The sequence below is a fragment of the Alloalcanivorax mobilis genome, from assembly GCF_002864685.1.
In the GTDB taxonomy this organism is placed as follows: Bacteria; Pseudomonadota; Gammaproteobacteria; order Pseudomonadales; family Alcanivoracaceae; genus Alloalcanivorax; species Alloalcanivorax mobilis.
On sequence record NZ_NMQZ01000009.1, the window covers coordinates 77705 to 89403 of the forward strand.

Sequence of the window (11699 nt, forward strand, 5' to 3'; positions counted from 1 at the left end):
CTATGCGTTCCCAGGATGATCAGCGCCAGGCCCCGCGACACGCTCAAGCGGATATCCGCCTGACCCTGCGGCTTGAAGAGGGCGCGGCGGATCAGGAGCCGATGATACTGAACTGCCGCGACATCTCCCGCGCCGGCCTGGGCGTAATTTTCCCCCATGCCATCGCCCCGGACACCGACGTGGAACTGTGGATCGACGGCGGCGGGCGGCACTTGCATCTGTTTGGCACCGTGGCCTGGTGCGCGGCACCCGCCGGGCAATGGCAAGCGGGCATCGCACTCAATCTGGAACGCAGTGATGGCGGTGCCTGGGCCGACCGGTTTGATCATGACACCTTCGACGCCTGAGTCGCTGCTGTTCCAGCGCGGTGATCGCTACCAGCATCACCGGCCCGACTACCCCACGGAACTGTTCGACTGGCTGGCCCAACGGACGCCATCGCGGCAACGGGCGCTTGATATGGGTTGCGGCAGCGGCCAGGCCTGCCGTGCCCTGGAATCGATATTCAATGAAGTTCTTGGTGCCGACATCAGCGTGGCGCAGTTGCGCGCCGCCCCCGCCGGCAACACCGGTTATCTGGCGGCCCGGGCCGATTCCCTGCCGTTGCCCGCCGCCAGCCTGGACCTGATCACCGTGGCCCAGGCGCTGCACTGGTTCGCGCTGCCCGCGTTCTTCCACGAAGCCGGCCGGGTGCTGCGCGAAGGCGGCCTGCTGGCGATCATCAGCTATGGACTTTGCAGTGTGCGAGGGCTGGAAGGGCTGGTGGAGCGTTTCCACGACGACACCCTGCGGCCCTGGTGGCCGGCGGCTCGTTGGCTGGTGGTGGACGGTTATAAAAGCATTGATCTGCCGTGGCCGGAATACACTGAGCAGCCGGCCATCGTGCTGCGTCGTCAATGGCATTGGCGGGACATGGCCGGTTATCTGGACACCTGGTCGGCACTGGTCAAAGCCCGGGCACACGGCCAGGACCCACTGGCGGCGTTCCTGCCTGAACTGCAGCGCCACTGGGGAGACCGGGAGCGTGAGGTAAGCTGGCCGTTGCGGCTGCGTTGTTGCGCCAGACCGGCGGGCGCGCCGGCCTGATTCACGGCTTGGGGAAGTGCTCCGCCAACAGACCGGCAAGACGGTCCAGGCGGCGCCGGCGTTTGGCCAGGCCGAACAGGTTCATCATCCGCGTGCCCCAGGTGAACGCGGTGGCCAGGGTGTCACCGCCACGCCGGGGGATCACATGCAGATGCACATGGGGCACGTGCTGATTGGCCTCACGACCGTCATTGACCACCACGTTGTGCGCCTTGACATCCAGCCCGGCTCTCTTGTGGGCGCGAATGGTGCGCCGGGCCAGCTCGAACAGATGGGCGGAGAGGTCCGCGTCCAGATGCTCCAGCAGCGGATGATGCGCCACCGGAATCACCAGGCAGTGAGCCTCGCGCACCGGAAACAAATCCAGAATCACCACCGCCCGCTCGTCCCGATATACCACGCTGGCCGGGTCCCGGCCCTCGAGAATGGCGCAGAACACGCAATCGGCCACGCTCACTCCTCCGCGTAGTAACGCGCCTGCTTGCGCCGCTGTCGCCACAGTTCCGCCATCGCCACCAGCAGGGTCACCAGAAGCATCGCCACCAGCGGCCCGCCGGCGCGCCACAGGCTGGCGTCCTGCTGGGCAAAGCCGTCGAACAGACTCACCACCCAGGCCGGCGCCCATTCGCTGTGCTGCGAGGACACCGACCAGGGCGTCAGCAACAGGGCCGCCGCCAGCGCCCGCAGCGGCAACTTCACCCAGCGCTGCAACGGACGGGTAATGTACCAAAGCACGAACAACACCCCGACGCTGCCCACCAGATACGCAAACCAGCCCCACAAATACGCTTTCGTTGTCACGTTGACTCCCGTTCCACGCCGTCGAGTCGGCGCGGTGTTAGTGAATCCAATGAATGATACGCTCTTGCAGATCGGCCTCGTCCACCGCCGACTCCGCCACCACCCGCCCGGCCACCGAAATGCCCGCCTCACGCACCGAGGCGGCACGCCCGGAGCGCAACGGATGCCAGGGTTTGAGGGCCTGCCCCCGGGCACGCAGCCGGTAGGCGCAGGTGCCGGGCAGCCAGTCCGTGTCCCGGGCCATGCTCAGGGTCACCTGAACGCAGTCTGGCACATGGCGGTGTCGCTCGGCGTATACCGTACACCGGCAAGCATGGGTGTCCAGACAGGCGCAGGCGACGTCGGTGAACACGATCTCGCCGCTGTCCTCATCTTCCAGTTTGACCAGACAGCAGCGTCCGCAGCCGTCGCACAGCGCCTCCCACTCCTGCTCATCCAACTGCTCCAGGGGCAGCTCCCAAAACCGCTCACGCACCGCGCGGCTTCCGCGGGTGCCCCGCCGCCAGCCACAGATCCGGCTCCGGCGGCGGCGGCATCTGCAGATAAAAGCCCTGATCGCGAACCTGAGCCATTACCTTGGTCGCGTCGGCACGGGCCAGTGGGCGGTCTTCGCTGAGAATCATATCGGCCACATGCACCGGCTTGCCGAACTGACCACGCAGGGCCTCCGGCAGCGCTGTCAGCCCCTTGCCCCGCTCCACATACAGATACATGTCGGCGCGGCGGGCACTGCGATAGATGGAACAGAACAGCTTACCGTTCATAGGCTCTCCAGCAGCGGTTTCGCTACGATATCATGCCGCCAGCCGGCCATCGGCTCGGGCAACCGGGCCGGGTCCCGCACCAACGCTTCCAACCAGCGCCGGCGCACCAGCACATCGGGCTTGAGCGCCAGTTGCTCGGCAATGCCAGCCACTTTATCACGCAGCGCCTTCACCTTCTGACGCTGCTCGCCATCCAACGGCTCAGGCAACGGCGCCGGCGGCTCGGCCCGCAAGCCGCGCTCAATGCACTCGATGATGGTGTCACCGTCACGCCGCAGCAGCTTGGGGTGCAGCCCCAAACGCTGCAAGCCGGCCAACGACGGGCGCGTCTCGCGGCTGATTTCCAGCATCTCGGGATCGCGCAACACGAACCCCTTGGGCAAATCCCGCTCGCGGGCCACCTGCTCACGCCACTGCGCCAGTTCGCGCAGCACCGCCAGCGGTTGGCCCTGCAGATGGCCGGCGCCCTTGACCTGGCGCCAGGGCTCGCCGGGTTCCGCCCGCGCCACCGCCTCTTCGCGCAGGCGCGCGCACTCTTCCCGCCACCAAGGCAGCCGGCCCAGCCGGTCGAGCTGCTCGCGCAGCCCCTGCGCCAGCGCCGGAAGATACTTGACGTCATCCTCCGCGTAGCTGAGCTGCTCGTCGCTGAGCGGGCGGCGCAGCCAATCGGTGCGCGTGGCGCCCTTGGCCAGGCTGACCCCGAGCCTAGTCTCGACAATGCGTTGATAGCCCAGTTGCATGTCTTCCCCGACCAGGGCGGCGGCGATCTGAGTGTCTTCCACCCCGGCGGGATAGACCCCGGTAAAGGCGGCCAGCGCTTCCAGATCTTCCGAACAGGCGTGCATCACCAGCGGCCGGTTCGCCAACGCGGCGGCCAATACCGCCGGGTCCACCTGCATGGTGTCGATCAGATAAATCCCGTCACCATCATGCACCTGCACCAGAGCGAGCCTGGGGAAATAGGTGCGTTCACGCATGAACTCGGTGTCCAGGTAAAGCGGCTGGCCGGCGGCCAGGCCTGCCGACCACTGCCGAAGAGCGGCGCTGCTATCGCACCAGGAATACGCCATGATGATCCATTGATTCGCGGGTTTGGCGGCATTATACGGGTCACGCCCGGCCACCGAAACGTGAAGCCGCCGCGCGGCGCTCGCCGAGGCTCAATTTTCGCGCCGCTTTCTGCTACTCTTGCGCCGTTTGGCAACCTCGAACGCACAACGGCAACCGCACAGGACATCGTAATGAGCACCAAACTGGTACTGGTCCGTCACGGCCAGAGCGAATGGAACAAGGAAAACCGCTTCACCGGCTGGAAAGACGTGGATCTCACTGAACAGGGCCGCGAAGAGGCTCGCCAGGCGGCGGCGCTTCTCGATGAAGCCGGTTTCGAGTTCGACGTTGCCTACACTTCGGTGCTGAAGCGGGCCATCCGCACCCTGTGGACGATTCTCGACGGCATGGACCAGATGTGGATTCCGGTGATCCGCGATTATCGCCTGAACGAGCGGCATTACGGCGCTCTGCAGGGGCTGAACAAGGCGGAAACCGCCGAAAAATACGGCGACGACCAGGTGCTGATCTGGCGCCGCAGCTACGACACCCCACCGCCGAAAATGGAGCGCGATGACGAGCGCTACGCCGGCCGTCTGCGCGTCTACCGTGATCTGGACGAGGCACGCATCCCCCTCTCCGAGAGCCTTAAGGACACCGTCGCCCGTTTCCTGCCCTACTACCAGCAGGAAATCGAGCCCCAGGTGCGCGCCGGCAAGCAGGTGCTGATCTGCGCCCACGGCAACAGCCTGCGCGCCCTGGTCAAGCATCTCAGCGGCATCTCCGACGAAGAGATCGTCAAACTGAACATTCCCACCGGCATTCCCATGGTCTACGAACTGGATGACGACCTGAAGCCGATCAAGAACTATTACCTGGGTGACCAGGAAACCGCCGCCCAAGCCGCCGAGGCGGTGGCCAACCAGGGCAAGGGCTGAACGCTCCAGCATCCGCCCGCCGCCCGGGAAGACCTGTTAGCGGCGGCGGGCGGGCCGTGCGCCGCTCCAAAAAGGTCGGACGCTTAACCCGCCAAGCGGAATGGTTTGAACTGACGCAACGGCTTGTTGCGTCGCCGCGACACCTTTGGGCACGGGTTCTTATTGTTTTAGCGTCCGGCGTCCGGCGTCCGGCGTCCAGCATTACGGCATTTGCTCTCCGCGCCCGCGAATCCGATCCATGGCCTGCACCCGCTTCAGTTCCGACGCCTCGAACAGGCGCTCACGCAGCCGTTCAATCTCGCTGCTCTGATCCTCCCTGGCCAGGCCGCTGTCGACGATCGCCTGGCGCTGGCTGAGGTACGCCTGGTAGCGCGTCCGCCACTGCGCCCGCTGGCGATCCAGTTCCCCCAGCCGCTCGGCGGCGGGGCGGCCCAGATGCTGCTCCCGGTACTGGTAGATCTCGGCCTCCGAGGCGTCCTCCGCCCGTAGCGTCTGAACCTGCCGCGCCACCCGCACCGGCCGGCGCGACGCGTTCACCATCTCTTTCAAGTCATCCGGCAGGCCGGCGGTGAGCGCCTGCAAGCGGTCACTTTTGCGCGCCTCGCTGAGCTGCTCGTTCTCCAGGATGGCGCGGCGATCCAGAGCGAATTCCGCGTAACGGTCTTCGAAGCCAAAGAAGGCCTCGATGGTGGCGGCGTCGAACCAGCGCTGGCGCAGCGCTTGCCGCGCTCGCAGGCTATCGCGCATTTGCGCCACCTCGCCATTGTGCTCCGGCAGGGTGCGCAGCTCGGTGCGGTAAGCCAGGTAGTTCTCGAACAATGCCCAGGCCTGCGCGGCCGCCCGGGGCGACAGCGCCTTGCTCAGGTGGGCGGCGATGCGCGCCCGGATCACATTAAGATCCTCTTCGCCCAGCGCCGATAAAAAGTAATCGAAACGCCGCCGCACTCCTTCGCTGACAATCAAATCGCCGCCATCATCCTCGCGCAGCTCGCCGTCCGGCGTGGTGCCGCGTAACGAGGCGGGCATGCCGCTCAGCTTTTCGCCACTGTTCACGAAGGTCTGGAAATCATTGCCGGAGGCCGGCGTCGTGCTCGCCGCGCCGGCGGCCGCCGGCACCGCCCGCCCTCTTGCCTGATCAGGCAGGGCATACCAGATCAGCACCAGAGCCAGCATCACCACGCCGGCGCCCATCGCCATGAGTCCTTTCATTGTTGTTCTCTCAACATCATTGCTTATTGTTATTCGGCGACGCCGTTATCCAATCAGATATTGCCACCGTTCCCACAAAGTACCCAAGCGCGCCGCGCACGCCAAGACACCCGTTGGACCGCTCGCCCGTGCCCTCCCCCGATGGCTCACAAAAACATCGCCGGCCACCGGTAAAACCAGGATGCACGGACCGGAATGCGTCGGTTGCACGGTTGTGACCGTTCGTCGGATTAGTACTTTTTCATTAGTGATCTGAGCAAAAAATCAGCGCTAGCATGAAAGGGCTGGAAGGTGACGCTCTGTCCGGCTCAATGCTCATGGAAAAACGGCCCAAGGATACGGTCGCCATGAAGCGGGGCCGAGAGTCTCACCCGAGGAGACCAGCTCATCATGGCTTTGAACGCCACCGGTCAACGGTGTTCCGCCGTGGTTATAAACAACAGGGTTATAAAAACAGGCAAACAAAAACAAACAGGGAAGCTTATGAAAACAATAATCCGGCCCCTTATCGGGGTCATGCTGCTTGCGTCGTTGTCGATACCGGCTCTGGCCGGTGCCAGCGGCTACACCGAGACCCGTTACCCGATTGTGCTGGTGCACGGTCTGTTCGGCTTCGACACCGCCGCCGGCCTGGACTACTGGTACCGCATCCCCGAAGAGCTGCGCCGCGATGGTGCCCAGGTGTTCGTCACCCAGGTGACCGCCGCCGAGGACACCGAGGTGCGCGGCGAACAACTGGCCCGCCAGGTCGAGGACATTCTCGCCACCACCGGCGCCGACATGGTCAATCTGATCGGCCACAGCCACGGCGGCCCCACCGTTCGCTACGTCGCCTCGGTGTACCCGGACATGGTCGCCTCCGCCACCAGCGTGGGCGGCGTCAACTGGGGCGCGCGGCTCGCCGACGTGCTGCAGGGCGTGGTCGACAACGTGCCGTTCTCCGGCGATCTGGTCGGCTACCTGGGCAACGCTCTGGCCGGGCTGATCGATCTGTTCTCCGGTGGCGGCAATCAACAGGATATTCTCGCCGCTCTGCAGGCACTGACCACCGCCGAAACCCTCGCCTTCAATCAGCAATATCCGGAAGGCATGCCCAGCCAGTACTGCGGCCAGGCATCGCGCCTGGGCAGCAACGGCGTCTCCTATTTTTCATGGAGCGGGGCCAAGCCGCTGACCAATGCCTTTGATCCCTCCGACGTTCTGCTCGGTGCCACTTCCATCGTGTTCCTGGGCGAAAAGAACGACGGCCTGGTAGCCAGCTGTTCCAGCCATCTGGGCATGGTGATCCGTGACGATTACCGCATGAACCACCTGGACGAGGTGAACCAGGTGCTCGGCTTGCACGATATCTGGAGCACCGACCCGGTAACGCTGTACCGCCAGCAGGCCAATCGCCTGAAAAATTACAGCTTCTGATCCGGCACCGGGCGGCGAGCCTGCTCAACACCGTGACGCCGCCAAGGCGTTAAGGCGTTGAGCAGGCCCAGCCCGTGCGCCTTCCCACGCTTGCGCCCTGGAACCGCCGCGCCTTTACGGGCCGTCTCTGCGGTTTTGTCTTTGCCAGACAGCGTTCTAACATCAAGCCTGGTTTATGGAATAACCGGACCGGCGAACGCCGGTTTCCGCCTTTCAGCAATGCAGGACCATAATCATGATAAAACGCTTTAGCGCACTGCTTTCTTCCAGCCTTTTGCTGCTCTGCACCGCGGCCCCGGCCGCCACCATTGAACGCAACATCTGCGTATTCGATATCGCCGGCAACGTCGGCCCGATGATGACCGCCATGAAAGACTGGCAGGTGGCGGCGGTGGGCTGGGGGCTGAAGACCCACCTTCGCGCCTACACCAACGAGGCGGTCGCCGCCGAGGATCTGAAAGCCGGCGTCTGCGATGCCGCGCTGATCACCGGCATCCGCGGCCGGCATTTCAACAAATACACCGGCACCATCGATTCCATCGGCGCCATCCCGACCATGGATCACATGAAGATTCTGCTGAAAGTGCTGGCCGACCCGCGCAGCGCCGACAAGCTCACCGCCAATTCCTATGAGATCATGGGGGTGGCCCCGATCGGCGCCGCTTACCTCTTTGTCAACGACCGCAGCATCAATACGCTGGCCAAAGCCGCCGGCAAAAAAGTGGCGGTGCTGGATTACGACCCCACTCAGGCGATCATGGTATCCCAAGTGGGCGCCACGCCGGTGCCTTCGGACATCACCAACTTCGCCGGCAAGTTCAACAACGGCACCGTGGACGTGATCGCCGCGCCACTGGTCGCCTACAACGTGCTGGAACTGTACAAAGGGCTGCAACCGGACGGCGGCATTATCGATTACCCGCTGCTGCAGCTCTCGATCCAGTTGATTGGCAAACAAGGGCGCTTTCCCGAAGACATCGCACAGAAATCCCGCGAGTACTTCTTCACCAACCTGGACCGCATCCTCGAGCAACTGGACAAAGAATCCGAAGCGGTGAATCCCAAGTGGTGGGTGGACATCCCGGAAAAGGACAAGCGCGAGTATGAAGTGATGATGCACGAAGCCCGCCAGCAGCTTAAACAGCAAGGCTACTACGACGCCGACATGCTCTCGCTGCTGCACAAAATCCGCTGCAAAGTGGACGGCTCCCGCGCGGAATGCACGGGGGGGTGACAGTAAGGCCGGGCTTCGCCCGGCCCACGCATGCACGCTTCACGCACGCGCTGCGCGCTACACGCTAATTCAAAACCCGGGCTGAGTGGCTTGCGGCTACGCAACGCAATTTTTGCCTACCCGCAACGCCGGGAGTGGCACCGTTTTAGCGTGCAAGCGTGTAGCGCGAAGCGCGTGCGTGAAGCGTGCCAGCGCCCTTCTCACAACCCCAACCGCTTGGCGATCACCTCGTTCATGATCTCGTAAGTGCCACCGCCGATGGAGAGAATGCGGTTGTCGCGGAACAGCCGCTCGACCACGGTGCCGCGCATATAGCCGGCGCCGCCAAAAATCTGTACCGCGTCCCAGGTGACCCGGTCGGCGCAGCGGGTGGCCTGATTCTTGGCCATGGACACGTCCAGTACGCAATCCTCACCGTTGGCGATGCGCGCCGCCGTGCGGTAGGTGAACTCGCGGCTCACCGCCACCTCGGTGGCCATCTCCGCCAGTTTATGGCGGGTTACCTGAAAGCCGCTGATCGGCCGGCCGAACGCCTGGCGTTCGCGGGCGTAGGCCATGGCTTCTTCCAGCGCCACCTGGGCGGTCATGTTGGCGGTCACCGCCAGGATCAGCCGCTCCATCTGAAAGTTGCTCATGATGCAGTAGAAACCACCGTTTTCCGGGCCAATCAGGTTGGCCGCTGGTACCCGGCAGTCCTCGAAGAACAGCTCGGCGGTGTCGGAGGCCCACCAGCCCATCTTCTTGAGCTTGCGACCGACGGTGAAGCCGGGGGTGTCTTTTTCGACCAACAACAGGCTGATGCCGGCAAAGCCGGGTTCGCCAGTGCGCACCGCCACGGTGTAATAGTCGGCGCGCACGCCACTGGTGATAAAGGTTTTGGCGCCGTTGATCACGTAATCGTCGCCGTCACGGACCGCCCGCGTGCGCAGATTGGCCACGTCGGAGCCACCGTTGGGTTCGGTGATCGCCAGGGCGGAGATCTTCTCACCGGCCAGCACCGCCGGCACCACTCGGGCTTGCAAGGCCTCCGAGCCCCATTTCCACACCGGCGGCAGGCCGATGTCCAGGGAGCCCAGGCTGGCGCCGACGCCCCCGGAGGTGCAGCGCACCATCTCCTCACAAGCCGCCACTTTCATAAACACGTCTTCGCCGCTGCCGCCCCAGCGCTCTGGAGCGCCGATACCCAGAATACCGGCGTCGGCGGCCTTGCCATAGAGCGCACGGGGAAACTCACCGGCCTCTTCCCAATCGTTCACCGACGGCAGAATCTCCCGCTCGACAAAGCGTTTCACGGTATCGCGCACCATCCGGTGGGTGTCGTTGAAATAGCTCAATTCAGACACGGACTCTCCTTTTTCGACAAACCTAGCGCTTGCTTGGTAAACGGCGATGGTAGCGTGTCGGCAGGCAGGAAGAAAGCAGTCAAAAGCGACCAGCCGCAAGCGGCGCACCTGACGTTACCCGTGCGGCTTGAGGCTTGAAGCTTGAGGCCTGGAGCTTACGAAGAGAACGGCCGGCGGCCGCGCAGGGCGTGCGCCAGGGTGGCGCCGTCGACGAATTCCAGGTCGCCGCCCATGGGCACGCCCTGGGCAATGCGGGTCACGCTGACCCCGGCCTCACGGGCCAGGTCCAGCACATAATGGGCGGTGGCCTCGCCCTCCACGGTGGTGCCGGTGGCCAGGATCAGCTCCTGGATCTCGCCTTCGGCGAGGCGCTGTTCCAGCACGTCCAGCCCCAGCTCGCGGGGGCCGATGCCATCCAGCGGAGAGAGTTCGCCCATCAACACAAAATACTGGCCCCGATACTCGCCGGACTGCTCCACGGCCAGCACGTCCGCCGGCGACGAAACAATGCACACCAGCCCGGCGTCCCGGCGCGGGTCCTGGCAAATCGGGCACAGCTCCGCCTCGGCGTAGTTGCGGCAACGCTGGCAGTGGCGCACGCCGTCCATTGCCTCCGCCAGCGCCCCGGCCAGGGTGCGGCCACGGTCACGACCACGCTCAAGCAACCCATACGCCATGCGCTGCGCCGAGCGCGGGCCAACGCCGGGCAGGCAGGTAAAGGCTTCGATCAGCCGTTCCACCAGGGGCGTATGTTTCACGGCTTGAAACCCGGCGGCATCGGAAAACCGTCGGTCATGCCTTTCATCACGTCCTGTTGCTGGCGCTCCACCCGGCGTACCGCATCATTGACGGCGGCCGCCAGCAGGTCTTCGAGCATGTCTTTGTCTTCGCTCATCAGGCTGTCATCGATGGCCACGCTGCGCACATCGTGACGGCCGTTCATCACCACCTTGACCATGCCCGCCCCGGCTTCGCCGGTCACTTCGGCCTTGGCCGCGTCTTCCTGTGCTTTCTTCATCTTCTCTTGCATGGCCTGGGCCTGCTGAAGAAGGTTGTTCATATCGAAATCCATGGTTCCACCTCACTGCAAAAAACGGTGTCCGCTAACGTTCCCGGGGGCGAATACTTTGCTCGTCCAGCCGGCCGTCAAAGCGATCGATCAGGGAACGCACCGCCTGATCGGCCAGCAGCGTTTGGGTCGCCTCGGCCAGACGCACCCTGCGGCGTTCCTGATCAATCGCTTCCGGGGTCTCACCGGCGTCGCTGTCAAAGGCAATCGCCAGGCGAATGCGGCGCTGGAAATAGTCGCTTAACGCGCCGGCCAGTTCCTGGGTGCGCTCCTGGTTGACCAGCACCTGATGACCGGTACTCAACCGCAACGTCCACTGGTCCTGATCGCGCTCCGCCAGCACCGCGTTGCGCGCCAGATTGCGCACCGTGCCATCCAACGGCAACCGCTCCACCAATGCCGCCCACCAGGAACCCACGTCGCTGTCCGACTCCGGTTCCGCCAGGGGCGCGAGACTCGGCTCCGGCCTGGCCTCTGGCGGCCCAGGTTCGGGCTGGAGGTCGGGCTGGAGGTCGGGCTGGGGTTCGGGCTGGGGTTCGGGCTGGGGTTCGGCAACCGGCTCAGGGGCGGCGGCGGCGGACCCCGGCGGCTGCCGCGCCGGTTCGCCCGAGGCCATGGCGGGCCCACCATGGGCGGGCCCGGCCGGCTCGCTGTCCCAGGGCGGCGGCTCTTCATCCATGGCCGGCGGCGCCTCATCCCTGGCCGGCGACGCCTCGTCCATCGCTGGCGACGCCTCGTCCATCGCGAGCGGCGCCTCGTGCCTGGCCGGCGGCGGCTTGCTGACCGGCA

At 64.7% G+C, this 11699-nt stretch carries 15 protein-coding genes; 5 read left to right on the forward strand and 10 right to left on the reverse strand.

The window, feature by feature from the left end:
- The first annotated feature begins 2 nt into the window (after window positions 1–2).
- Together CGS25_RS07280 and CGS25_RS07285 are read left to right on the forward strand one after the other, a co-directional pair.
- Window positions 3–347: a PilZ domain-containing protein gene (locus CGS25_RS07280; RefSeq protein ID WP_101675058.1), complete on the forward strand. Its 345-nt coding sequence runs from the start codon at window positions 3–5 to the stop codon at window positions 345–347.
- A complete protein-coding gene (locus CGS25_RS07285; RefSeq protein ID WP_101675066.1) occupies window positions 328–1086 on the forward strand; it encodes a class I SAM-dependent methyltransferase in 759 nt (252 codons plus the stop codon). The genes CGS25_RS07280 and CGS25_RS07285 overlap by 20 nt, the downstream gene beginning before the upstream one ends.
- A 1-nt stretch (window position 1087) precedes the next feature.
- Here CGS25_RS07285 and CGS25_RS07290 read toward each other — a convergent pair whose 3' ends face one another.
- From CGS25_RS07290 to rnd, 5 genes are read right to left on the reverse strand one after another with little or no spacing between them, the layout of a single operon-like run.
- A complete protein-coding gene (locus CGS25_RS07290; protein WP_101675059.1) occupies window positions 1088–1537 on the reverse strand; it encodes an HIT family protein in 450 nt (149 codons plus the stop codon).
- Between the two features lie 2 nt (window positions 1538–1539).
- On the reverse strand, window positions 1540–1887 hold the full coding sequence (locus tag CGS25_RS07295) for a hypothetical protein (protein ID WP_089032569.1): 348 nt from the start codon (window positions 1885–1887) through the stop codon (window positions 1540–1542).
- Window positions 1888–1924: 37 nt separating this feature from the next.
- Complete coding sequence (locus CGS25_RS07300; protein ID WP_101675060.1) at window positions 1925–2362, reverse strand: YcgN family cysteine cluster protein; 438 nt, start codon at window positions 2360–2362, stop codon at window positions 1925–1927.
- The gene (locus CGS25_RS07305; RefSeq protein WP_089032571.1) at window positions 2355–2651 is read right to left on the reverse strand and encodes a YcgL domain-containing protein; all 297 of its coding nucleotides are present in this window, start codon (window positions 2649–2651) and stop codon (window positions 2355–2357) included. Before CGS25_RS07305 ends, CGS25_RS07300 begins: the two co-directional genes overlap by 8 nt.
- Complete coding sequence (rnd, locus tag CGS25_RS07310) at window positions 2648–3721, reverse strand: ribonuclease D (protein ID WP_101675061.1); 1074 nt, start codon at window positions 3719–3721, stop codon at window positions 2648–2650. Before rnd ends, CGS25_RS07305 begins: the two co-directional genes overlap by 4 nt.
- Before the next feature lie 171 nt (window positions 3722–3892).
- On the opposite strand from rnd, the gene gpmA reads away from it, so the two are divergent.
- Entirely contained in the window at window positions 3893–4639 is a 747-nt protein-coding gene (gene gpmA / locus CGS25_RS07315; RefSeq protein ID WP_089032573.1) for a 2,3-diphosphoglycerate-dependent phosphoglycerate mutase, read from the forward strand.
- Between the two features lie 201 nt (window positions 4640–4840).
- On the opposite strand, the gene CGS25_RS07320 is transcribed toward gpmA, so the two are convergent.
- The gene (locus CGS25_RS07320) at window positions 4841–5848 is read right to left on the reverse strand and encodes a lipase secretion chaperone (RefSeq protein ID WP_101675062.1); all 1008 of its coding nucleotides are present in this window, start codon (window positions 5846–5848) and stop codon (window positions 4841–4843) included.
- A gap of 483 nt (window positions 5849–6331) precedes the next feature.
- Here CGS25_RS07320 and CGS25_RS07325 point away from each other — a divergent pair, with 483 nt between their 5' ends.
- Together CGS25_RS07325 and CGS25_RS07330 are read left to right on the forward strand one after the other, a co-directional pair.
- Window positions 6332–7264 (forward strand): lipase family alpha/beta hydrolase, encoded by a 933-nt coding sequence (locus CGS25_RS07325; protein ID WP_101675063.1) that lies wholly within the window; start codon window positions 6332–6334, stop codon window positions 7262–7264.
- 235 nt (window positions 7265–7499) lie between these two features.
- Window positions 7500–8498: a putative solute-binding protein gene (locus CGS25_RS07330; protein WP_089032576.1), complete on the forward strand. Its 999-nt coding sequence runs from the start codon at window positions 7500–7502 to the stop codon at window positions 8496–8498.
- Window positions 8499–8698: 200 nt separating this feature from the next.
- Here the strand turns inward: CGS25_RS07330 and CGS25_RS07335 are convergent, their stop codons facing one another.
- The 4 genes from CGS25_RS07335 to CGS25_RS07350 all read right to left on the reverse strand — a co-directional run.
- Window positions 8699–9841: an acyl-CoA dehydrogenase family protein gene (locus CGS25_RS07335; protein ID WP_089032577.1), complete on the reverse strand. Its 1143-nt coding sequence runs from the start codon at window positions 9839–9841 to the stop codon at window positions 8699–8701.
- A 155-nt stretch (window positions 9842–9996) separates the two neighbouring features.
- Entirely contained in the window at window positions 9997–10599 is a 603-nt protein-coding gene (gene recR / locus CGS25_RS07340) for a recombination mediator RecR (RefSeq protein WP_089032578.1), read from the reverse strand.
- Window positions 10596–10913, reverse strand: a complete 318-nt coding sequence (locus CGS25_RS07345) for a YbaB/EbfC family nucleoid-associated protein (protein WP_089032579.1) — start codon at window positions 10911–10913, stop codon at window positions 10596–10598. The genes recR and CGS25_RS07345 overlap by 4 nt, the downstream gene beginning before the upstream one ends.
- A gap of 31 nt (window positions 10914–10944) precedes the next feature.
- Window positions 10945–11699 (reverse strand): DNA polymerase III subunit gamma/tau C-terminal domain-containing protein (locus CGS25_RS07350; protein ID WP_332872152.1); only part of this gene is annotated, 755 nt, incomplete at its 5' end.

What these genes read in the sequence shown, in the direction of transcription:
- CGS25_RS07280 (WP_101675058.1), top strand. Translation starts at nt 3, where the DNA reads ATGCGTTCCCAGGATGATCAGCGCCAGGCCCCGCGACACGCTCAAGCG.
- CGS25_RS07285 (WP_101675066.1), top strand. Translation starts at nt 328, where the DNA reads ATGACACCTTCGACGCCTGAGTCGCTGCTGTTCCAGCGCGGTGATCGC.
- CGS25_RS07305 (WP_089032571.1), bottom strand. Translation starts at nt 2,651, where the DNA reads ATGAACGGTAAGCTGTTCTGTTCCATCTATCGCAGTGCCCGCCGCGCC.
- rnd (WP_101675061.1), bottom strand. Translation starts at nt 3,721, where the DNA reads ATGGCGTATTCCTGGTGCGATAGCAGCGCCGCTCTTCGGCAGTGGTCG.
- gpmA (WP_089032573.1), top strand. Translation starts at nt 3,893, where the DNA reads ATGAGCACCAAACTGGTACTGGTCCGTCACGGCCAGAGCGAATGGAAC.
- CGS25_RS07320 (WP_101675062.1), bottom strand. Translation starts at nt 5,848, where the DNA reads ATGAAAGGACTCATGGCGATGGGCGCCGGCGTGGTGATGCTGGCTCTG.
- CGS25_RS07325 (WP_101675063.1), top strand. Translation starts at nt 6,332, where the DNA reads ATGAAAACAATAATCCGGCCCCTTATCGGGGTCATGCTGCTTGCGTCG.
- CGS25_RS07330 (WP_089032576.1), top strand. Translation starts at nt 7,500, where the DNA reads ATGATAAAACGCTTTAGCGCACTGCTTTCTTCCAGCCTTTTGCTGCTC.
- CGS25_RS07345 (WP_089032579.1), bottom strand. Translation starts at nt 10,913, where the DNA reads ATGGATTTCGATATGAACAACCTTCTTCAGCAGGCCCAGGCCATGCAA.